The 20,825-nt window shown below is 68.2% G+C and carries 23 protein-coding genes, 1 tRNA gene and 1 pseudogene; 5 read left to right on the top strand and 20 right to left on the bottom strand.

Translation table 11 applies throughout. From position 1 onward, the window contains the following. The first annotated feature begins 9 nt into the window (after nt 1-9). Nucleotides 10-1,602 (top strand): M1 family metallopeptidase, encoded by a 1,593-nt coding sequence (locus ACO227_RS15110; protein WP_423602790.1) that lies wholly within the window; start codon nt 10-12, stop codon nt 1,600-1,602. Between the two features lie 62 nt (nt 1,603-1,664). On the opposite strand, the gene ACO227_RS15105 is transcribed toward ACO227_RS15110, so the two are convergent. The 10 genes and pseudogenes from ACO227_RS15105 to ACO227_RS15060 all read right to left on the bottom strand — a co-directional run bounded on the left by ACO227_RS15105 (nt 1,665) and on the right by ACO227_RS15060 (nt 10,005). Next, a complete protein-coding gene (locus ACO227_RS15105) occupies nt 1,665-1,829 on the bottom strand; it encodes a hypothetical protein (protein ID WP_423602789.1) in 165 nt (54 codons plus the stop codon). 423 nt (nt 1,830-2,252) lie between these two features. Next, on the bottom strand, nt 2,253-3,104 hold the full coding sequence (locus tag ACO227_RS15100; RefSeq protein WP_423602787.1) for a GGDEF domain-containing protein: 852 nt from the start codon (nt 3,102-3,104) through the stop codon (nt 2,253-2,255). A 76-nt stretch (nt 3,105-3,180) separates the two neighbouring features. Further along, complete coding sequence (locus tag ACO227_RS15095; RefSeq protein WP_423602786.1) at nt 3,181-3,768, bottom strand: GNAT family N-acetyltransferase; 588 nt, start codon at nt 3,766-3,768, stop codon at nt 3,181-3,183. Then, nucleotides 3,746-4,675, bottom strand: a complete 930-nt coding sequence (locus ACO227_RS15090) for a DUF808 domain-containing protein (protein WP_423607365.1) — start codon at nt 4,673-4,675, stop codon at nt 3,746-3,748. The genes ACO227_RS15095 and ACO227_RS15090 overlap by 23 nt, the downstream gene beginning before the upstream one ends. A gap of 222 nt (nt 4,676-4,897) precedes the next feature. Further along, nucleotides 4,898-5,119: pseudogene (locus tag ACO227_RS15085) on the bottom strand (endonuclease domain-containing protein); the annotation flags it as partial. Nucleotides 5,120-5,312: 193 nt separating this feature from the next. Continuing rightward, nucleotides 5,313-6,584: an ATP-dependent Clp protease ATP-binding subunit ClpX gene (gene clpX / locus ACO227_RS15080; RefSeq protein WP_423602785.1), complete on the bottom strand. Its 1,272-nt coding sequence runs from the start codon at nt 6,582-6,584 to the stop codon at nt 5,313-5,315. 135 nt (nt 6,585-6,719) lie between these two features. Then, nucleotides 6,720-6,962 carry a hypothetical protein gene (locus ACO227_RS15075; protein WP_423602783.1) on the bottom strand — a complete coding sequence of 81 codons (243 nt, stop codon included), beginning with the start codon at nt 6,960-6,962 and terminating at the stop codon, nt 6,720-6,722. A gap of 61 nt (nt 6,963-7,023) precedes the next feature. Beyond that, on the bottom strand, nt 7,024-7,674 hold the full coding sequence (gene clpP / locus ACO227_RS15070; RefSeq protein ID WP_423602781.1) for an ATP-dependent Clp endopeptidase proteolytic subunit ClpP: 651 nt from the start codon (nt 7,672-7,674) through the stop codon (nt 7,024-7,026). A 142-nt stretch (nt 7,675-7,816) separates the two neighbouring features. Continuing rightward, the gene (locus ACO227_RS15065) at nt 7,817-9,274 is read right to left on the bottom strand and encodes a sensor histidine kinase (protein ID WP_423602780.1); all 1,458 of its coding nucleotides are present in this window, start codon (nt 9,272-9,274) and stop codon (nt 7,817-7,819) included. After that, a complete protein-coding gene (locus ACO227_RS15060) occupies nt 9,271-10,005 on the bottom strand; it encodes a response regulator (RefSeq protein WP_423602778.1) in 735 nt (244 codons plus the stop codon). The genes ACO227_RS15065 and ACO227_RS15060 overlap by 4 nt, the downstream gene beginning before the upstream one ends. A 129-nt stretch (nt 10,006-10,134) precedes the next feature. Here ACO227_RS15060 and ACO227_RS15055 point away from each other — a divergent pair, with 129 nt between their 5' ends. Then, nucleotides 10,135-10,986, top strand: coding sequence for a MipA/OmpV family protein (locus ACO227_RS15055; RefSeq protein WP_423602776.1), 852 nt, complete (start codon nt 10,135-10,137; stop codon nt 10,984-10,986). Here the strand turns inward: ACO227_RS15055 and ACO227_RS15050 are convergent. The 3 genes from ACO227_RS15050 to ACO227_RS15040 form a co-directional block, all read right to left on the bottom strand. Then, nucleotides 10,983-11,915: a glycosyltransferase family 2 protein gene (locus tag ACO227_RS15050; protein WP_423602774.1), complete on the bottom strand. Its 933-nt coding sequence runs from the start codon at nt 11,913-11,915 to the stop codon at nt 10,983-10,985. The two genes, ACO227_RS15055 and ACO227_RS15050, sit on opposite strands and share 4 nt — an antisense overlap. 139 nt (nt 11,916-12,054) lie before the next feature. Beyond that, nucleotides 12,055-13,674, bottom strand: a complete 1,620-nt coding sequence (tig, locus tag ACO227_RS15045) for a trigger factor (RefSeq protein WP_423602772.1) — start codon at nt 13,672-13,674, stop codon at nt 12,055-12,057. 70 nt (nt 13,675-13,744) lie between these two features. Further along, nucleotides 13,745-13,829 (bottom strand) — tRNA-Leu (locus ACO227_RS15040). A gap of 157 nt (nt 13,830-13,986) precedes the next feature. Between ACO227_RS15040 and ACO227_RS15035 the strand changes: the two genes are divergently transcribed. Then, nucleotides 13,987-14,187, top strand: coding sequence for a hypothetical protein (locus ACO227_RS15035; protein ID WP_423602770.1), 201 nt, complete (start codon nt 13,987-13,989; stop codon nt 14,185-14,187). Between the two features lie 16 nt (nt 14,188-14,203). Here ACO227_RS15035 and ACO227_RS15030 read toward each other — a convergent pair whose 3' ends face one another. From ACO227_RS15030 to ACO227_RS15020, 3 genes are read right to left on the bottom strand one after another with little or no spacing between them, the layout of a single operon-like run. Beyond that, on the bottom strand, nt 14,204-14,797 hold the full coding sequence (locus tag ACO227_RS15030; RefSeq protein WP_423602769.1) for a hypothetical protein: 594 nt from the start codon (nt 14,795-14,797) through the stop codon (nt 14,204-14,206). 8 nt (nt 14,798-14,805) lie between these two features. Then, nucleotides 14,806-15,975 carry a M48 family metalloprotease gene (locus ACO227_RS15025; protein ID WP_423602768.1) on the bottom strand — a complete coding sequence of 390 codons (1,170 nt, stop codon included), beginning with the start codon at nt 15,973-15,975 and terminating at the stop codon, nt 14,806-14,808. 5 nt (nt 15,976-15,980) lie between these two features. Beyond that, a complete protein-coding gene (locus tag ACO227_RS15020) occupies nt 15,981-16,739 on the bottom strand; it encodes a hypothetical protein (protein ID WP_423602767.1) in 759 nt (252 codons plus the stop codon). A gap of 134 nt (nt 16,740-16,873) precedes the next feature. Here ACO227_RS15020 and ACO227_RS15015 point away from each other — a divergent pair, with 134 nt between their 5' ends. Both ACO227_RS15015 and ACO227_RS15010 read left to right on the top strand, forming a co-directional pair. Beyond that, nucleotides 16,874-17,095 carry a hypothetical protein gene (locus ACO227_RS15015; RefSeq protein WP_423602766.1) on the top strand — a complete coding sequence of 74 codons (222 nt, stop codon included), beginning with the start codon at nt 16,874-16,876 and terminating at the stop codon, nt 17,093-17,095. A gap of 17 nt (nt 17,096-17,112) precedes the next feature. Continuing rightward, nucleotides 17,113-17,235 (top strand): hypothetical protein, encoded by a 123-nt coding sequence (locus tag ACO227_RS15010; RefSeq protein ID WP_423602764.1) that lies wholly within the window; start codon nt 17,113-17,115, stop codon nt 17,233-17,235. A gap of 6 nt (nt 17,236-17,241) precedes the next feature. On the opposite strand, the gene gatB is transcribed toward ACO227_RS15010, so the two are convergent. From gatB to gatC, 4 genes are read right to left on the bottom strand one after another with little or no spacing between them, the layout of a single operon-like run. Further along, entirely contained in the window at nt 17,242-18,702 is a 1,461-nt protein-coding gene (gene gatB, locus ACO227_RS15005) for an Asp-tRNA(Asn)/Glu-tRNA(Gln) amidotransferase subunit GatB (protein ID WP_423602763.1), read from the bottom strand. Next, entirely contained in the window at nt 18,695-19,039 is a 345-nt protein-coding gene (locus ACO227_RS15000; protein ID WP_423602762.1) for a hypothetical protein, read from the bottom strand. The genes gatB and ACO227_RS15000 overlap by 8 nt, the downstream gene beginning before the upstream one ends. After that, nucleotides 19,033-20,517, bottom strand: a complete 1,485-nt coding sequence (gatA, locus tag ACO227_RS14995; RefSeq protein ID WP_423602760.1) for an Asp-tRNA(Asn)/Glu-tRNA(Gln) amidotransferase subunit GatA — start codon at nt 20,515-20,517, stop codon at nt 19,033-19,035. The genes ACO227_RS15000 and gatA overlap by 7 nt, the downstream gene beginning before the upstream one ends. Continuing rightward, entirely contained in the window at nt 20,517-20,804 is a 288-nt protein-coding gene (gene gatC / locus ACO227_RS14990; protein ID WP_423602758.1) for an Asp-tRNA(Asn)/Glu-tRNA(Gln) amidotransferase subunit GatC, read from the bottom strand. Before gatC ends, gatA begins: the two co-directional genes overlap by 1 nt. Nucleotides 20,805-20,825: the final 21 nt, after the last annotated feature.

Genomic DNA, 20,825 nt, shown 5'->3' with positions numbered 1-20,825 from the left:
CCCCTCACGATGCGCTCCGGGGGCGAGATCGAGGCGGAGCGGGCCGCGCTGAAAGTGGAACATGTCACACTAGATGTTGGCTTGCAGCCCGAACGGCGTTTCCTTTCCGGGGTGGCGGCACTGACACTCTCGACACGCGTCCGACAGACCCGGCTGCTGATCGACCTGGACAAGAACTTCAGCGTTTCGGCAATCGATATCGACGGAACGCCGCTCAAGGCCGGGAGCTGGCGCAACCCCGACGGCCGGCTGGTGATCGACCTGCCGAAGCCCGTTCCCGCGGGCGGCAGGGTGGTGGCCAGGATCGCCTATGCCGGAACCCCGCACGAGGCAGTCAACGCGCCCTGGGACGACGGCATCGTCTGGTCGAGCTGGCAGGGCAAGCCCTGGGTCGCGACCACCGCACAGGGCTATGGCTGCGACCTCTACTGGCCGTGCCTCGACTTCCCGGCGGGCGAGGTGCCCGAGATCAAACTCGCGATCACCGCCCCCGCCGGCACGCAGGCGATCGCCAACGGCAAGCTCGTCGCGGTCGAGCCGGCCGCGCGCGGCAGGTCGCGCTGGACCTGGCTGGCCAAGGACATCAACCCCTATCTCGTCGCGATCAACATCGGCCCCTATGGCGAGATCAAGGGCACGTACGACAGCAAGTTCGGCAACAAGGTGCCGCTGCACCTCTGGTACCTGACCGGCAAGGAACGCCAGGCGCAGGGCCTGTTCGCCGAGTTCGCGCCGACGCTGGATTTCTTCGAAAGCATGATCGGCCCCTTCCCCTTCGCCGGCGAGAAACTGGGCGTGGTCGAGACGCCGCACATGGGCATGGAGCACCAGACGGTGAACGCCTATGGCAACGACTATCGCAAGGACGAGACCGGGTTCGACTGGCTGTTCCAGCACGAGCTGGCGCACGAATGGTTCGGCAACCAGATGACCGCGGCCAACTGGGACGATTTCTGGCTGCACGAGGGCTATGGCCAGTACATGCAGCCGCTCTACGGCCAGTGGCGCGAGGGCGACGCGCGCTATGCCGCGATGATGGCCAACCAGCGGCGCAACATCCTCAACCGCAAGCCCTTGGTATCGGGCCAGGTCAAGACGTCCGAGGACGTCTATCAGGACGCGAATGGCGGCCCCGGGCAGGACATCTACTACAAGGGCGCGTGGGTGCTGCACACGCTGCGCTACCTGATCGGCGACCCGGCCTTCTTCGATGCGACGCGGCGGCTGGTCTATGGGCGGCCGGACCCCATGCCAGGCAACTTCAAGCCGCGCTTCGCCTCGACGCCCGAGTTCGAGCAGCTGATGAACGCAGCGGCGGGGCGTGACCTTAGCTGGTTCTTCGACGTCTATCTGCGCGAGGCAACGCTGCCCGAGCTGATCGAGACGCGGGCCGAGGGCAAGCTGACGCTGAGCTGGAAGACGCCACGGAACGCCCCCTTCCCGCTGCCGGTCGAGGTGGCGGTGGACGGGACGGTGCGCAAGCTGGCGATGGCGGGCGGGAGCGAGACGATCGAGGTGCCCGCCGGCGCGCATGTGGTGGTGGACCCGATGGCGCGCGTGCTGCGGCGGAACGAGGCGATCGAGGCGATGCAGCGGCGGTAGGGGCGAGCCTCCCGCAACGCAGTCGAGGTCGGGAGGCGGCGGTCCGCCGCCTCCCTCCCCGTTCAATGCTGCTTGTGGTCGCCGTGTCCGGTGCCCTTCTTGTCGCAGCAGCAGTCCTTGTCCTTCATATCCTTGCAGCAGCAACACTCCTTCTTGGGAGCGTCCTGCGCAAAGGCGACGGACGGGAGCGCAACGGCCATAGCCGCGCCGATCAGAAACAGTCTCATTTCAAATCTCCAGATTTGGGTGTGTGCTGATTGCCAGTTCACGCCCTTCGTGGAGGCGGGGCTTCCGGCGCCGCGGCGATCCCGAGAAGTGGCCGGGGGGAAGTTGCAAGCTGCAATTCTTTGGCGATCTTCGCAGGGCCTGGCTGCCTCAGGTCCGGAACCACAACCATGCATGGCGTCATGCAGTTGAGTTCGGGCGTGCCATGTTTGGCTGGCCGGGGTGCCGATGGCGGCTCGTGGCAATGATCAAGCACCGCCACCTGCACGGGCGCCGCCGCATATGCAGCTTCGCAGATCGGCCCAACTCGCAACGCCAGCATCACCGCAAGCACGATGAGCATCGCGGACCGGATGAATCCTGCGGAGAGCCACGCTCGCATTCCCAAGCGTCTAACAAGCGCCAGGCGATCCGCCAACCGCTCCCTACACCGCGCGCAGATGCTTGCGGCCCACCCGGACCTGGTCGCGGCCGTTGCGCTTGGCGGCGTAGAGCGCCTCGCTGGCGCGGGTGACGGCCTGGTCGAAGGGCTCGCCCTCGAGATCGACCACGCCGCCCGAGAAGGAGACCGGGATGGTGTCCGGCCCCTCGACCGCACCCGCGGCGAGGCGGCGGGTCAGGCGGTGGAGGATCACCCCGGCCTCCTGCTCGCTGGTCGCGGGGAAGAACACCGCGAAGGCGACGCCACCCCAGCGCGCGACGATGTCGCCGCTGCGCAGCACGCGCGAGAGGAAGCCGGCGAAGTCGCGCAGCACCTGATCGCCGGCATCGCGGCCATATTGTTCGTTGATCGCCTTGAACTGGTCGAGGTCGAGCAGCGCGACCGCTCCCTCCCCCGCCACCGCGGTCTGCGAAAGGAAGCCGCGGCGATTCCACAGGCCGGTGAGCGGATCGCGATAGGCCGCGCTGTCGAGCGACACGACGCGCGCCCCGGCGGCCTGCGCGACACGATCGATGCCGGCGATGAGCTCGCCGAGCAACTCGTTGCGGCGCACCGCACGGATCGCGGAGAGCTGGCGGCGATTGGTCGACGCGATCGCCTCGCTCGCCGAGCGCGCCACGATGAGCAGGCTGTCGATCGCGAGCAGGATGAACGCGATGCCGATCAGCGTCGCGCCGAGCACCACGCCGAGCGCGGGCCAGTCGAGCGCGCTCCGCGCCGCCTGCCACAGCGCGAGCGCGACCAGCGGGAGCGCGGCGCTGACGCAGCACAGCGCGAAGATCCGCGGCCTGAGACTGCGTGGAAAGATGGGGCGCCTCGCCCGGTCGAATCGCAAGCTCACCTCCGCATGCCGCCCCCGGCAGGAGGTCAGGCTTCGGCGAGATTGGTAAACTGCACCCCAATCCGATTGGTTAATCCTGTGGGCGAATCATCGACCAGAAATGCGGCCCGCCCCCGGGAACGTCCCATTCGTCGCGGACGCGGAAGCCGAGCTTCTCGTAGAAGCCGATATTGGCCTGCTTGCCGGTCTCGAGATAGGCGGTGGCCTTGCCGATGCGGTCGAGCCCGCCCTGCACCACCGCGGCGCCCAACCCCTCGCCCTGATGCGCCGGGTCGGCGCCGGCGATGTGGAGATACCAGAAGGGCTGCGGCGGGAAATGCGCCTCGACCGAGTCCCCGATGCGCTTGAAGCGGAAGAAGGCGCTGCCCGCCGCGCGCCAGACGCGCCACAGCTCGCGCAATCCGCCCTCAGGCGCATTGGGCGCGTGCCAGAGCGTCGCGGCGCCGCAATCAAGGGTGACCAGCCGCATGTTCGGCGCTGCGTTCGCATCGAAGAACATGTCGAAGACCTTGGGCCCGCGGCGCGCACGGACGGCCGGATCGGGAAACACCCAGTCGAAGATGGGGTCAGTCTCGAATGCGCGCGTGAGCGTGGCCACGACGCGCGGCTTGTCGGCCAGCGTCGCCTCGCGGACTTCAGTGAGCTTCGGCCTTTCCATGGAACAGCTTCCCGACGACGAAGGCGATCGCGCCGCCGATGACGAGGCCGACGATGCCCGATCCGGTTGCCGTAACGACCCAGCCGATCAGGCCGTTCCCATGGCCCACCGCCTCGGCGGCGTGGTGGATGATCTCCTCGGGCGCGTGCCAGCCGAGCTGCGCCGCGCCATGAACGAGGATGCCGCCGCCGACCCAGATCATCGCCGCGGTGCCGATGATCGAGAGCGCCTGCATCACCACCGGCATGCCCTTGACCAGCCCGCGGCCGATCGCCTGAGCGGTGCGCGACGGGCGCTGCGCGAGGTGGAGCCCGAAATCGTCCATCTTCACGATCAGCGCGACCACGCCATAGACCGCGGCGGTGATCGCGAGGCCGACCACCGCGAGCACCGCGGCGCGGGTGACGAAGGGCTCGTCGGCGACCTCGGCCAGCGCGATCGCCATGATCTCGGCCGAGAGGATGAGGTCGGTGCGGATCGCGCCGGCGACCTTGCTCGCCTCGAGATGCGCGGGATCGCCGACCGCTTCCTCCTCGGCGCCGTGATCGCCGGCGCCGAACGCCTCGATCACCTTCTCCGCGCCCTCGAAGCACAGGAACGCGCCGCCGAGCATCAGCAAGGGGGTGATCGCCCAGGGCAGCAGCCAGCTGAGCAGCAGCGCGCCGGGGAGCAGCAGCAACAGCTTGTTGCGCAGCGAGCCCATCGCGATCTTCCAGATGATCGGCAGCTCGCGGTCGGGGGTCAGGCCGGTGACGTAGCGCGGGGTGACCGCGGTATCGTCGATCACCACCCCGGCGGCCTTGGTCCCCGCCTTGCCGGCCGCGGCGCCGACATCGTCGAGCGAGGCGGCGGCGAGCTTGGTGATGGCGGCGACGTCGTCGAGCAGCGCGGCGAGACCTGAGGGCATTGAGGGTCCTTCGGATTGCGGTGATTGCACGCCGGAATAGGCGATGGAGGCATAGCGGGGAATGGATGCGGGCGGAACGGGGAAGCTTGGCTGCCTATATTCCTCCCCCGGAGGGGGAGAGGGACCGGCGCAGCCGGTGGAGGGGTAATCTCCCCGCGCGGTGACGACGATGTGCCAGACGACCGCTTCCAGGTCGTGCATTACCTCCCTCGCCGGGATGCGCAGCGTCCGTACGCCCTGCCCCAATAGCCAAGCATCCCGAACCGCGTCGCGTTCGGGGCGATCGCCGCGCTCATGCGCTTCGCCATCCACCTCGATCGCGAGCTCGAAGCGCGGGCAGAAGAAATCGAGCACATATTCACCGGCAGGGTGCTGCTTGCGGAAGCGCAGGCCGGCGGGGCGTTGCTGGAGCGCCTGCCAGAGCAGGATTTCTGGCAGCGTCATTCGCCGACGCAGCTGCTTGGCGCGCTTCTGGGTCCGCTTCGGACCGTGCAGCAGGTGGCGACCTACCCCCCCACCAGCTTCGCTGGTCCCCCTCCCCCTCCGGGGGAGGAATTAGATAGAGGCAGAACTCGTGAAAGCAAAACGGGCGCCGGTTGCCCGGCGCCCGCTTGCATCGCGTCGATCTCAGGCGGGATCAGGCGGCGTCGCCCGTGCCCGCCTTCTTCTTCTCGGCATAGACGCGGATCGGTTCCTTGCGGCCCTCGACCACGTCCTTGTCGATCATCACCTCGTCCACCCCGTCCATGCTGGGCAGGTCGAACATGGTGTCGAGCAGGATGCCCTCGAGGATCGAGCGGAGGCCACGGGCGCCGGTCTTGCGCTCGATCGCCTTCTTGGAGACCGAGACGAGCGCGTCGTCGGTGAAGCCGAGCTTGACGTTCTCCATCTCAAACAGCTTCTGATACTGCTTGACCAGCGCGTTCTTGGGCTCGGTCAGGATCTTGACCAAGGCCGCGATGTCGAGGTCCTCGAGCGTGGCGACAACCGGGAGACGGCCGACGAACTCGGGGATCAGGCCGAACTTGAGCAGATCCTCGGGCTCGGTCTGGCGCAGCACCTCGCCGGTGCGGCGCTCCTCGGGCGCGGCGACATAGGCGCCGAAGCCGATCGACTTGCCCTGCAGGCGGTCGCCGATGATCTTCTCGAGGCCGCTGAATGCGCCGCCGCAGATGAACAGGATGTTGGTCGTGTCGACCTGGAGGAACTCCTGCTGCGGATGCTTGCGGCCGCCCTGCGGCGGGACCGAGGCGGTGGTGCCCTCCATCAGCTTGAGCAGCGCCTGCTGCACGCCCTCGCCCGACACGTCGCGGGTGATCGAGGGATTCTCGGCCTTGCGGCTGATCTTGTCGATCTCGTCGATGTACACGATGCCGCGCTGCGCCCGCTCGACGTTGTAGTCCGACGCCTGGAGCAATTTCAGGATGATGTTCTCGACATCCTCGCCGACATAGCCGGCCTCGGTGAGGGTCGTGGCGTCGGCCATGGTGAAGGGCACGTCGAGGATTCGCGCCAGCGTCTGGGCGAGCAGCGTCTTGCCGCAGCCGGTGGGGCCGACGAGCAGGATGTTGGACTTGCTGAGTTCGACATCCGCGCCCTTGGCGCCGTGGTTGAGCCGCTTGTAATGGTTGTGCACCGCGACCGAGAGCACGCGCTTGGCGCGGCTCTGCCCCACGACATAATCGTCGAGCACGTCGCAGATCTCCTGCGGCGTGGGCACGCCGCCGTCCTTCTTCGACACCAGCGCGGACTTGGTCTCCTCGCGGATGATGTCGTTGCACAGCTCCACGCACTCGTCGCAGATGAACACGGTCGGCCCGGCGATGAGCTTGCGCACCTCGTGCTGCGACTTGCCGCAGAACGAGCAGTAGAGCGTGCTCTTCGAATCGCCGCCACTCAATTTGGTCATTCAATCACCTTTCGCACCAGAAGGGGCGCGTTCCTTTTCCGGGCACGCATCCTAGCGTGCCGCGGTAAACCCACAATAAAAATCCGGCAGCGTCATCGGAGCGTCACGTCGTTCTGCCGCATCGCCTCGATATAGTCATGGGCTTCCTTGAGCCCAAGCCCCGTCCGGTCGCACCAGCTTGATCGCCATGATCGGGTTGCCGGTGTGGACCAGCTTCCACAATTCCTGCCGCAGCGCCTCGGGAACCTCGACCGGCCCCGGCGCAACCGGGGCGGGTATCGGCGCCGCGGGACGCGGCGAATCGGCGCGCCGCGGGGCGATGAGATCGTTCCGCTCCCCCGCCCTTCCGCGCAGCGCCCAGAAGAGCACCGCCAGCACGACCAGCGCGCCGAGGATCAGCAGGGGAAGCGGGATATAGATTCGTCAGTCTCCGCTCGGCTCAGGCCGCCCCGCCCTCGCTGTCGGCGGGCTGGGGGCGCTTCTCGTACACTTCGTCGACCAGGCCGAACGCCTTGGCCTCGTCGGCCTCGAGGAAGGTGTCGCGGTCCATCGCCGCCTCGATCTTCTCGAGCGGCTGGCCGGTGTACTTCACATAGAGGTCGTTCATGCGCTTCTTGATGCGCAGGATCTCCTTGGCCTGGATCTCGATGTCCGAGGCCATGCCCTGCGCGCCGCCCGAGGGCTGGTGCACCATGATGCGGGCGTTGGTGAGCGCGACGCGGAGGCCCGGCTCGCCCGCAGCGAGCAGGAAGCTGCCCATCGACGCGGCCTGGCCGATGCACACCGTGCCGACGCGCGGGCGGATATACTGCATGGTGTCGTGGATCGCCATGCCGGCGGTGACCACGCCGCCCGGCGAGTTGATGTACATCCAGATGTCCTTCTTCGGGTTCTCGGACTCGAGGAAGAGCAGCTGGGCGGTGATCAGCGAGGCCATATGGTCCTCGATCGGCCCCGTGATGAACACGATCCGCTCGCGCAGCAGGCGCGAATAGATGTCGAAGCTGCGCTCGCCGCGGCTCGACTGCTCGATGACGATGGGAACCAGCGCGCCGGTGACGGGATCGTGGGTAAAGCCTTCTGGGGTCATCGGACCGGAAAGGGGATGCATGTGCGGGAATCTCGTGCGTGTTGTTTTTGCCCGGAGCCTACATCGGCGCTCGGCTGGCGCGGCGCAAGGGGGAAGACGGTGAACGCGGGTGCCGGCCACGCGCGTGGCGCGAGGGCGTCGGTCAGGCCCCGTGACGCGGCAGGCGCACGCGGACGGTGAACCCGCCGTCGCGCTCGAAGCCGACCTCCCCGCCATGGCTGCGGATCACGTCGCGGCTGATGGTGAGGCCGAGCCCGGTGCCGCCGGTCTCGCGGCCGCGCGAACTTTCGAGCCGCACGAACGGGGCGAAGGCGCGCTCGGCATCCTCGGGCGCGATGCCGGGGCCGCGGTCGCGGAACGCAATCGAGACCCAGCCGTCCTCCGCCGCCAGCACGATCTGCACCGCCTCGCCATATTTGCAGCCATTGGCGATGAGATTGGCGAACGCGCGGCGGATCGCCACGGGGCGGCAGCGGATGTCGAGGTGATCGGGACCTTCGTAGCGCACCTCCTCCCCCAGATCGTGATGCGTGTCGGCAAGGCTGATCAGCAGCGCCGCCAGGTCGACCGTCTCCAGCGATTCCTGGCTGGCCTCCTCGCGCATGAAGGCGAGCGCTTCGGCGACCATCGCCTCCATCTCGGCGACATTGGACTGGAGCTGCGCGCGTTGGTCCGAGTCCTCGACATATTCGGCGAGGAGGCGCAGCCGGGTGAGCGGGGTGCGCAGATCGTGCGAGATCGCGGCGAGCATCTGCACGCGCTCGTCGACATAGCGCTTGAGGCGAAGCTGCATCGCGTCGAACGTCTCGGCGATGGCGGCGAATTCGGGCAGGCGCATGTCGCCGACCAGCGTCGGCTCGCGGTCGCGGCCGAGCCGCTCGGCGGCGCCGGCCAGCCGGTTCAGCGGCGCGACGATGCTGCGCGCCATCCAGTAGGAGAAGACCGCGAGGATGAGCAGGTTGCCCGCGATCGCCAGCAGGTTGCGCATATAGTGCCAGCGTGCGTCGCCCGTCTGACGCGGGTTCATCACGAGCCAGCGGCCGTCCTCCCGGCGCACCGCGATGTCGAGGCGGCCGAGCACGCTGGTGCGGTTCGCCGCGATCTTCTTATGGGTGATCAGCCCGCGAACGCGGTCGAAGCGCTCCGGCTCCCAGCGGTCGCTGGCCGCTTCGCGCGGGGTCAGCAGGATCGGCAGCCGGGGGATGACCACCACCGACGTGGTCGCCGAGCGCTCCCAGAAATTGTCGCTGAACGTGTCCGCCCGGACGCGCACATCGGCGAGCGGCCTTCCGAGCGCCTCGCCGAGCGAGGCCTGGAGGGCGCGGGCGAAATCGGCGGACCCGCCGCCCTGGGTAAAGGCCGGCTCGGGCTGCACCTCGAGATCGAGAAAGCGCCCCACCGCCTGGCCCGTTCCGTCCCGGTCGGCACGGGCCGCCCGCACGATCGTCTCCACCAGCCAGGTCCGTTGCACGACCAGGAAGGGCGGCGGCGGGATCAGGGTGCGCAGCGCCTGATCGAGCGCGAACGACGACAGCGCGACGAGGACGATCGCGATCGCCAGCCGCGCGGCGAGCTTGAGCCGCGGGAAGCGCCGCTTCATGCCTCCGCCACCGGCTCGACCGCGGCGGAGAAGAAATAGCCGCCGTTGCGCACCGTCTTGATCAGCTCGGGGACATGCGGGTCGGCCTCGACCTTGCGGCGCAGGCGGCTGACCTGCACGTCGATGCTGCGATCGATGTTGAGGCTGGAGCGGCCATGGACATAGTCGAGCAGCTGGTCGCGGCTGAGCACCTGTTGCGGGTGCTGCACCAGCGCCACGAGCAGGTCGAACTCGCCGGTGGTGAGATCGACCAGCGAGCCGGCGGGCGAGACGAGCGTGCGCTTGCCCGTATCGAGCGTCCAGCCGGCGAAGCGGAAGCGGCCGGCGAACGGGTCGGGCGGCGGGGCGGCGGACATCGCCACGCGGCGCAGCGCGGCGCGGATGCGGGCGAGCAGCTCGCGCGGGTTGAACGGCTTGGCGACATAGTCGTCGGCGCCAAGCTCGAGCCCGATCACGCGGTCGGTATCGTCGCCGCGCGCGGTGAGCAGGATGATCGGCACCGTGCTGGTCGCGCGCAGGCGCTGGCACAACGTGAAGCCGTCGTCGCCAGGCATCATCACGTCGAGCACGACCGTGTCGAACCGGTACCTGCCGGTGAGCTCGGCCATCTGGCGGCCGCCGTCGGCGACGCTGACGCGCAGGCCGTTGTCGCCGAGATAGCGCGCGAGCATCGTGCGGATCTGGCGATCGTCGTCCACCACCAGGATGTGCGGGCTTTCCTTCCTCGACATGGGCGGGTCTTAGCCCGGCGGCGGAATCGAGTCTGTAGCCGTAACATTCTGCAACACACCGTCACCGGCGCGAAATCCGGGCGCGCGCGGCGGGACCTATAAGCCCGCCACCCCCTTGGAGTGTTGCCCATGTTCCTGCTTCGCGTCGCCCTCACCCGCGCCGGCTCGCTTCCCGCCTGGCGCCATGCCCTGCTGGTCATCGCCTTCCCGCTTGCCGCGCTGCCCGCGTCGCGGGTGCAGGCGCAGGAACAGGAGCAGGGAGAGGAGGAACGCGACGACTGGCAGGTGATGATCGGCGCCGGCGCGATCTATTCGCCCGATTACGAAGGGTCGGACGAGTATGACATCAAGCCCTTCCCGTTCATCTCGGTCGCGTATCGCGACATCGCCTATGTCCGCGGGCCCGAGATCGGGATCAACCTCCTGCGCCTGAAGCCGTCCGAGGCGCTGCAGATCAAGGCCGGGCCGATCGCGCGCTATCGCCGCGACCGGCCCGAGGACCGCAATTCCGACCTGCACGGCCTTGGCGATGTCGACCTGGCGATCGAGCTCGGCGGCGCGCTGGCGGTCGAGTATCGCCAGGCCTTCGTCCGCGTCTCGCTGGCCAAGGACGTGGCCGGCGGCCATGACGGGCTGGTCGGCGAGGGCGAGGCAGGCGTGCGCTTCGACCTGGCCGAGACGCTGAGCGCCTCGGTCAGCGTACAGGCGAGCTGGGCCGACACGGACTATATGAGCACCTATTTCAGCATCACCTCCGCCCAGTCCGCGGCCAGCGGCCTGCCCGTCTATCGCGCCGGGGGCGGGATCAAGGATGTCGGCGCGGGGCTCGGCCTCAACTACCGGCTCGGCGCGCGCTGGATGCTGACGGCGGTGGGCGGCTATTCGCGCCTGCCCGGCGACGCCGCCGACGCGCCGCTGGTGGTGCAGCGCGGCTCGCCCGACCAGTGGCAGGGCGGGTTGTTCCTGGCGTACCGCTTCTAAGGCGCGCCCAGCGGGCCGGGCTGGGCGAGATAGGCGAGCCGGCGCATCTCGCGCCGGCCGCGCACCACCGTGTCGAGGATCAGGCCCGCGAACAGGCTCAGCGCCGAGAGGATGACGAGTCCGGTGGCGAGGATCGCGGTCGGGAAGCGCGGGACCAGGCCGGTCTGGGCATAGGTGATCGCGAGCGGCACCGCGAGGATCAGCGCGGCGAGCGCGAGCAGCGCGCCGATCCAGCCGAAGAACAGCATCGGCTTCTCGATCCGGTAGAGCGTCAGGATGGTGCGCGCGATGCGCAAGCCGTCGCCATAGGTGGAGAGCTTCGAGGCCGAACCCTCGGGGCGGGCGAGATAGCGGGTCTCCACCTCCCCCACCGGCATCTTGAGCTCGAGCGCGTGGACGCTGATCTCGGTCTCGATCTCGAACCCGGCGGAGAGCACGGGGAAGCTCTTGACGAAGCGGCGCGAGAAGACGCGATAGCCCGAGAAGATGTCGGTGAAGCTGCGCCCGAACAGGCGCGCGAGCAGCCCGGTCATCGCGCGATTGCCGAGCACATGGCCGCGGCGATAGGCGTCCGCCGCCTCGTGCACGCGGGTGCCGACGACCATGTCGAGGCCCTCGGCGAGCATCTTCTCGATCATCGCGGGCGCGGCGGCGGCGTCATAGGTCGCGTCGCCATCGGCCATGACGTAGAGGTCGGCGTCGACATCGGCGAACATGCGGCGCACGACATTGCCCTTGCCCTGCATCCGCTCGCCGCGGACGATCGCGCCGGCTTCGCGCGCGACCTCGGCGGTACGGTCGCGGCTGTTGTTGTCGTAGACGTAGATCGCCGCGCCGGGGAGCGCCGCGCGAAAGGCCGCGACGGTCTGCCCGATCGCGGCCTCCTCATTGTAGCAGGGCAGGATCACTGCGATGCGCGGTTCGCTCACGCCATTCCCCACTTCGTCGCCCCGGCCTCGTGCCGGGGCCCACCGGGAGGCCGGGCGGAACGCGTGAGCCTCTTGCGCTTAGTGTGCGGCACCGTGGACCCCGGCACAAGGCCGGGGTGACGGTGGGTTCCGCAAAGGCTTAGTCAGCTTTCTTCTTGGCCGGAGCCTTCTTCTTCGGCGCTTCCGCAGCCGCGTCGTCGGCCTTGGCGGCCGCCTTCTTGGCCGGCGCCTTCTTGGCGGGCGCCTCGGCGGTCTCGGCCGGGGCTTCCTCGGCCTTGGCTTCCTTCTTCGGCGCGGCCTTCTTGGCCGGCTTCACGTCCTCGGCGGGCGCGTCGTCCTTCTTGGCCTTGGCCTTCTTCGCCGGCTTGTGGTCGTGGTCGTGGTCATGGTCGTGACCGCAGCCCGGGCCGTGGACGTGGGGGACGGCGCCCTCCTCGCTCTCGATCGCGGCCTCGAGCTCCTCGCGCGTCACTTCGCGCTCGGTGACCTCGGCCTTCTCGAACAGGAAGTCGACGACCTTGTCCTCGTAGAGCGGCGCGCGCAGCTGGGCGGCGGCCATCGGCTCCTGCTGGATATACTGGACGAAGCGCTGCTGGTCCTCGGGCCGGTACTGCTGCGCGGCCTGGGCGATCAGGCGGTTCATCTCGGCCTGGCTGACCTCGATGCCGTTGGCCTGGCCGATCTCGGAGAGCAGCAGGCCGAGGCGCACGCGGCGCTCGGCGATCGCGCGGTAATCGTCCTTCTCGCCCTCGAGCTCCTTCTTCGCGGCCTCGGGGTCTTCCTCGTGGCTCGCCTCATGCTCAAGCTGCGCCCAGATCTGATTGAACTCGGCCTCGACCATCGACGGCGGGACCGGGAAGTCGTGCCCAGCGGCGAGCTGGTCGAGCAGCTTGCGCTTCATATAGGTGCGCGTCAGGCCGCCGGTCTCGCTCTCGAGCTGGCCCTTGAGGATGGTGCGCAGCTGGTCGAGGCTCTCGAGGCCCAGATTCTTCGCGAAATCCTCGTCGATCCTGGTCTCGCCCGCGGTCTTCACCGCGGTAATCTTGAGGTCGAAGGTGGCGGGCTTGCCGGCGAGCGTGTCGACGCCATAGTCCTCGGGGAAGGTCACCTCGATCTGCTTCTCGTCGCCCGCCTTGACGCCGACGAGCTGATCCTCGAAGCCCGGGATCAGGCGGCCCGAGCCGATCTCGATCGCCATCGCCTCACCAGTGCCGCCCTCGAACGCCACGCCGTCGACCTTGCCGACGAAGTCCATCGTGACCTGGTCGCCCTGCTTGGCCTTGTAGCTAGGCTTGGCGTCTTCCCACGCCTTTTGCTGGCCGGCGAGCTGCGCGAGCTGCGCGTCGATCGCGCTCTCGTCGACCGGGACGAGCAGGCGCTCGAGCTTGAGGCCCTCGATGGACGGCGCGGGAACGTCGGGCAGCACCTCGAGCTCGACCTTGACCTCGGCGTCCTTGCCCGGGGCGAAGTCACCCTCGAGGCTGACCGAGGGCTGCATCGCGGGACGCAGCTTGTGGTCGGCGATCAGCTTCTGCACGCCTTCCTGGATCGTGGTGTTGAGCGCGTCCTGGGTCAGCGCCTCGCCATGCATCTTGCGGACGAGGTTGGTGGGGACCTTGCCAGGGCGGAAGCCGGGCATGCGGATCTGGGGCGCCACGCGCTTCACCTCGGCATCGACGCGCGAGTCGATGTCCTTCGCGGTGATCTTCAGGGTGTAGGCGCGCTTCAGGCCCTCGTTCAACGTCTCGACAGTCTGCATTTCAATCAGGCTTCCTGCTCTGGAAGTGGAATCGGTGTAGCGGCGTCGCCACGAGCGCCGGGCGGCGGACTGGTGCGGGCGAAGGGACTCGAACCCCCACATCTTGCGATACTGGAACCTAAATCCAGCGCGTCTACCAGTTCCGCCACGCCCGCATTCAGGGACACCGCAGGTCGGCGGGCTCTATAGCAAGGCATGGGGCCGGGGCAAGCGGCGATGCGTCGCCGCCGGGCCGGACGCGCGCAAGCCCGGGCCGGGCGGCGTTGAACCTGCGCGCGGCCTGACGCGTTGACCGGCAAAAGGAGTTTTCCGATGCCCGTCGAACCCCCGATCCCCGGCCAGCCCGAACCGGCCAGGCCGAGCGTCCCGCCGCCCGAGGCGCCCCCCGCCCCGCAACCCGGCCAGCCAACTCCCGGCGGACCCGAGATCCAGCCGCCCGCGCCCGACATCGACGTACCCGCGCCGCAACCGAGCGGCGACCCGCCGTCGACCCCGGTGCAGCCGGTGGCCTAAGGGCGCGGGCTCCGGGTCAGCCGACCTTGGCGGTCGCGACCAGCGCGCGATAGTCTTCGATGTTGCGGTCGAAATAATGGATCTTCGGCGCCTCGAAGGTGATCATGTAGAGCTGGCCGTTGATCACCGCCCCCGTCGCCTCGCCGGCGCGACGCACTTCCTCGTCCTGCACGGTGAAGCTGTAGCTGAAGCGGAAGCCCGGCTTGCCGGCGAAGGTCGCGGGCTCGATCGAGTCGATCGAGAACAGCGAGGTCGAGCCGGCGATGCGGTAGCTCGATTCGAACAGCGCCGCGATATCGGGCGCGAGCATCTTCGGATCGAACTTGGGCAGCGGCTTGTTCTTCTTGTCGACCTCGCGGAACAGCGTCTTGCCGGCGGGGATCGCGGTGTAGAAGATCAGATCGTTGAGCGAATGGCCGTCGAGCGTCCACGCCTCGGCGTTGCGGCCGAGCCGCGCGCCGAGCCGGTTCCACGGGATCGTCGGGGTCACGGTGAGCGAGGACTTGCGCAGCAGCTGCGGCTGCCCCGCCGGTATCAGCTTGAATCCCGCCATCGCCGGCGCCGCGGTGAGCAGCGCCGCCGCCCCCAGGATGACCATTGTATGTTTCACGCCAAGTTTCACGATTGTCCCCCTGCCAATGTTGCGATCATCGCCTTGTCCCGCGCGTCGGGACGCAGCCGCAGATATTCGTGGAGCGCCGCCTGCCCCTCGCTCGCCGCGCCCGACCGGAGCAGCGCCATGCCGAGCCCGCGATGCGCCTCCGCGGGCGCCGCGCCCGCGGCGATGGCCTCGCGATAGAAGCCGGCCGCCTTCTCGAAGTCGCCCGCCGCGCCGCGCGAGCGGTAGAGCTCACCGCGCGCGAACAGCAGCTCGCCGGTCCAGCCCTCGCTGGCGAGCTGGCCGAGCAGCAGCTCGGTCGCGCCGAAATCGTTGAGCTTGATCTGGTCGTCGATGAAATCCGCCCAGAAGGGCGCGAGCGCGGCGCGATATTCGGCGCGGCCGGTGCGCCGCTCGCCGCCCGCCGGCAGGGCCTCGGCCTGCTTCTTGAGCTCCTGCATCCGCTCGATGCTGGGCGGATGGGTCGCGAATAGGCCGCCTTCCTTGCGCCGCTTGCGCTTGCGCTCGGCGGCGGTGGCGTCGAACTCCGCGAGCATCTGCCCCCAGATCTGCGACGCTGCATGCGGATCATAGCCGCTGGCGGCGAGCGCGGCGACCGATCCGGTATCCGCCTCGCGCTCCATCTCGCGCGAGAAGCCGAACACCGAGCCGATCAGCCCGAGCTGCGCGATCGCGCCGAACGGCACGAAGCTGAGCCAGGCGATGGCGTTGGTCTTGTCCTTGATGTTGCGGAACAGGCGCAGGGAGTGGCGATTGCGGTAATGGCCATATTCGTGCGCGAGCACGGCGGCGAGCTGAGCCTCGTCGCGCGCGCGCAGGAACAGGCCCGACCAGATCTGCATCATCCCGTTGGGCGCCATGTTCGCGTTGAAGAACGGCGTGCGGGTGATGTAGATGCGCACGCCCGCGCATTCCGCCTCGCCCACGGTGCGACAGAACACCCCGCGGACATAGGCATTGAGCGCGGGATCGCGGATCACGAAGTTCGAGCCCTTGAGGCGGCGCTCGGCGTCCTCGACCTGCATCCACAGGCCGCGCTCGTCGGCGTCCTGCGGCCCGTGCTGCATGGCGGCCGGCGCCGCCTGCGCGGGAGCCGGGGTCGCTTGCGCTGCGAGGGCCGGCGCGGCGGATGCCAGGAGCGACGCCGCGAGGATCGCGGTCAGGCGCATGGCGGTCAGCGCTTCTTCGCCACCGCGGCGGGTACGCCGCCCTCGCCCGGGCGAGTCGGCATGGAGGCCATGATCGCGTCGACCATGCCCTGTGCGCCGTCGGCCTCGCGCACGTCGCCCTTCGACCCGCGCAGCACGTTGAACCACACGACGTTGCCGGTGGAGAGCTCGACCAGCGAGGCGTAATAGACGTGCTGGCCGCCGCTCGCGATCACGCAGACGCCGATCAGGCAGCCGAGCACGCCCGCGACCTGCATCGCCTTGCGTCCCGCGCTCGCGAAATTGTCGCGCCCGTAGAAGAACAGCGCGTAATTGGCGCCCGACGCCTCACCCAGCTTCTGCGCGCCCGAGCCGAGCGTCCAGTCGAACTTGTCCTTCTTGGACGGCAGCTTGGCGCCGTAATATTTGTAGGTGACGATCGCGTCGGCGACCGCGCGGTGGAGCAATTCATAGTCGGCGATGAGCTGGGCATTTTCCGCCTGCCCCTCGTCGATCAGCTTGAACTCGATCCCGCGGGTCTTGTGGTTGGCCTCGAGCGCCTTGGCGAGGTGGCCCCGGGCGGCGGTGGTCCAATCGGCATTGGGCTCGACGGTGCCGCCGGCCTGCAGCTCGCCGACCTGCATGTCGGGGCGCATCAGCACGATGGTAACCGGCTTGTCAGCCGGGAGCGCATAGCCCTGCGCGGTGAAATCCTTGGGGCCCGCAACCGCCGGCGAGCAGACCAGCGCCGCCGCAGCGACGCCAAGCGCGATTTTCCTGAACATCCATTCCCCCATTGCGCCGAATCAACCCCCGGTGGCGCAGGTGGAATGGTTAGCTTGACTTGAGCCGCTTGCAAGACAGGATTTCGCGGAGCGGATCGCGCAGCCAAGCGTTTGGGAAACGAAGGAGAATTCCCGTGACCGACACCAACCGCGACCCGCACCCCGACAGCCCGCCCGAGGAAAATCATGAGCGCCGCGGCGATCTCGAGCAGGCGAACACCGGCACCAACCGCGACATCGAGAATGTCGTCGAGGCCGAGGGAGACGGCGAGACCGATCCCGCGGCCGACGGCGTTGACGGCGCCGTCGGCGGCACCGGCGGGGTGACCAAGAACCAGGATTACACGGCGCAATAGCGCCGACGGAGGCGAAGATGAGCCACGAAGACCGGACTCAGCCCAACAAGCCGGGCGGCAATTTCGACGAAGAGGTGTCGCCCGACGACTATCCCGAGGACGCCGACGGCAAGCCGGACATCCCGCCGCCGCCGGACTGAACGCGCCTAGCCGTCGAGCGCCTTTTTGAGCAGGTCGTTGACCACGCCCGGATTGGCCTTGCCGGCCATCGCCTTCATCGTCTGGCCGACGAAGAAGCCGAACAGCTTGTCCTTGCCCGAGCGGTATTCGGCGACCTTGTCGGCGTTGGCGTCGAGGACCTTGGCGATCTCCGCCTCGATCGCGCCGGTGTCGCTGGTCTGCTTGAGGCCGCGCTCCTCGACGATCTTCGCCGGATCGTCGGCGGTCTCGAGCATGATCTCGAACACCTGCTTGGCCAGCGTGTTGGACAGCGTGCCCTCGGCGACGAGGCCGAGCAGCTCGGCCGCCTGCGCGGGCGAGACCGGGCTGTGCTCGATGTCCTGGCCGAGGCGGTTGAGCGCGCCGAACAGCTCGGAGGTGACCCAGTTGGCGGCCGCGGGTCCCTTGGCGCCAGCTTCGAGCAACGCGTCGAAATAGCGCGCGGACTCGACCTCGGCGGTCAGCACCCCGGCATTGTAGGGCGTGATGCCGAGCGCGAGATAGCGCGCACGCTTGGCGTCGGGCAGCTCGGGGAGCGAGGCGCGGCATTCGTCGAGGAAGGCGTCGTCGAGCTCGAGCGGGAGCAGGTCCGGGTCGGGGAAATAGCGATAGTCGTGCGCATCCTCCTTGGAGCGCATCGACCGCGTCTCGCCCTTGTCGGGGTCGAACAGGCGCGTTTCCTGGACGATCTTGCCGCCGCTCTCGAGCACGTCGATCTGGCGCAGCGCCTCGACCTCCACCGTCTGCATGACGAAGCGGACCGAGTTGACGTTCTTGGTCTCGGTGCGGGTGCCGAACGGCTCGCCGGGCTTGCGAACGCTGACGTTGACGTCGGCGCGCATCGAGCCCTGGTCCATATTGCCGTCGCACGAGCCGACATAGCGGAGGATCGAGCGCAGCTTCGAGAGATAAGCCCCTGCTTCGGCAGGCGAACGCATGTCGGGCTTTGACACGATCTCCATCAGCGCGACGCCCGAACGGTTGAGATCCACATAGGACAGCCGCGGATGCTGGTCGTGCATCAGCTTGCCGGCGTCCTGTTCGACATGGATGCGCTCGACCCCGATCGTCTTGGCGCCCCCGTCGACCTCGATCTCGATCTCCCCCTCGCCCACTAGCGGGTGGTAGAGCTGGCTGATCTGGTAGCCCTGCGGCAGATCGGCGTAGAAATAGTTCTTGCGATCGAACCGCGACCATTTGTTGATCTGCGCGTCGATCGCCATGCCCGTGCGCACCGCCTGACGGATGCATTCGCGGTTCGGGACCGGGAGCATGCCGGGCATCGCGGCGTCGACGAGCGATACCTGCGTGTTCGGCTCGGCGCCGAACTCGGTCGCGGCGCCCGAGAAGAGCTTGGCGTTGGACGTGACCTGGGCGTGGACCTCGAGGCCGACCACGACCTCCCACTCACCGGTTGCGCCTTTGATGCGGTACGTCGATTCAGTCATTGAAATGGTCCGCGCTGACATTGGCCTGGCCCCAGGCATGGAAAGCATCGCCCCATTCACCCACATGGACCCGGACGCTCACCCGGCCTGCTTCGTGATAGGGGTTTTCGATCTTCATCATCCGGATCGATAATCCGTCGAGGTAATGGCCCGGCTCGCTTATCTCCCAGCAAAATCCTCGATATACCGGAAGGCGATCGCTTCGTTCCGGCTCTACCGCCGCATGGAAAGCAGGCGGCAGATAGGATTGTCCGCGATCGTTCAACTGCCCGCTTTCGAGGTACGTCCAGCCGCGAAAGTGATGGCCCAGTTCCGGGACAACATCCATCTTCACCACCACTGCTCCGGCTTCGCCGTGAACCCGGCGCGCTGTTCGATCGCGAGGCTGGCGTCGAGCACGCCCTGCTCGTCGAACGGCTTGCCGATGATCTGGAGGCCGAGCGGGAGCCCGTCCTTGTCGAGGCCGCCGGGGACCGACATCGCCGGGATGCCCGCGAGCGACGAGGGCACGGTGAAAACGTCGTTCAGATACATCGCCAGCGGATCGGCCGACTTCTCGCCCAGCGCGAACGCGGCAGACGGCGCGGTCGGGGTGAGCAGAAGGTCGCACTGCGCCCAGACCTTCTCGAAATCCTGCGCGATCAGGGTGCGGACCTTCTGTGCCTGGGTATAATAGGCATCGTAGAAGCCGGCCGAGAGGACATAGGTCCCGATCAGGATGCGGCGCTGCACCTCCGGGCCGAAGCCCGCGGCGCGGGTCGCGGCATACATTTCCTGCAGGTTGGCGCCGTCGGGCAGGTCGCGCTGGCCGTAGCGCACGCCGTCATAGCGGGCGAGGTTCGACGAGGCCTCGGCCGGGGCGATGATGTAATAGGCCGGGAGCGCATACTTCGTATGCGGCAGCGAGACCTCGACGATCTCGGCGCCTGCGTCCTTGAGCCAGTCGATGCCCTGCTGCCACAGCCCCTCGATCTCGCTGGGCATGCCGTCGACGCGATATTCCTTCGGGATGCCGACCTTCTTGCCGCGCAGGTCGGCGGAGAGGTTCGCCTCCCAGTTGGGCACGGCGAGGTCGAGCGAGGTCGAATCCTTGGGATCGAAGCCGCTCATCGCCTCAAGCATGATCGCGCAGTCGCGCACGTCGCGCGCCATCGGCCCGGCTTGGTCGAGTGACGAGGCGAAGGCGACGATGCCCCAGCGCGAGCAGCGACCATAGGTCGGCTTGATGCCCGAGATGCCGGTGAACGCCGCCGGCTGGCGGATCGAACCGCCGGTGTCGGTGCCGGTCGCCGCTGGGACGAGCCGCGCGGCGATCGCCGCGGATGAGCCGCCCGACGAACCGCCCGGCGCGAGCGCGGCGTTGCCGCCATCCTGGCGCCGCCACGGCGAGATGACGTTGCCGAAATAGCTGGTCTCGTTCGACGAGCCCATCGCGAACTGGTCGAGGTTGAGCTTGCCGAGCATGCCGGCGCCCGCGTCCCAGAGTTTCTGCGAGACGGTGGACTCGTAGACCGGCTTGAACCCCTCCAGCATGTGGCTGGCGGCGGTGGTCTGCACGCCCTTGGTGCAGAACAGGTCCTTCATGCCGATCGGCACGCCGGCGAGCGGCCTCAGCGTCTCGCCCGCGGCGCGCGCGGCGTCGGCATCCTTGGCCGCGGCGATCGCGTGATCGGGGGTCTCGACGATGAAGGCGTTGAGCTGCTTGGCCTGGCTGACCTTGACGATGAACGCGTCGGCGACCTCGCGTGCCGAGAATTCGCCGGTGCGGATGCCGTCGCGCAACGCGGCGACGCCGAGGGTGGTGAGGTCGGTCATTACTCGATCACCTTGGGCACGGTGAAGAAGCCATGCTCGGCGAGCGGGGCGTTGGCGAGCACGTCCTCGCGAACGCCGCCGTCGGTGACGACGTCGTCGCGCAGGCGCAGCTGGTTGGGGATGACGGCGGTCATCGGCTCGACCGACGAGGTGTCGACCTCGCCGAGCTGCTCGATCCAGCCGAGGATGTTGTTGAGCTCGGGCACGAGGCGCTCGGCGTCGCCATCGCTGATCGCGATGCGCGCGAGGCTCGCGACCTTCTTCACGGTTGCGGTGTCTACGGACATGGAGGCGCGCCTAGCAGCGAC

Origin of the sequence: Sphingomonas sp. MS122 (assembly GCF_049532975.1) — a bacterium.
Lineage (GTDB): Bacteria > Pseudomonadota > Alphaproteobacteria > Sphingomonadales > Sphingomonadaceae > Sphingomonas.
Note: the sequence above shows the minus strand (reverse complement) of the source record. Positions and strands in the feature narration are given on the sequence as shown.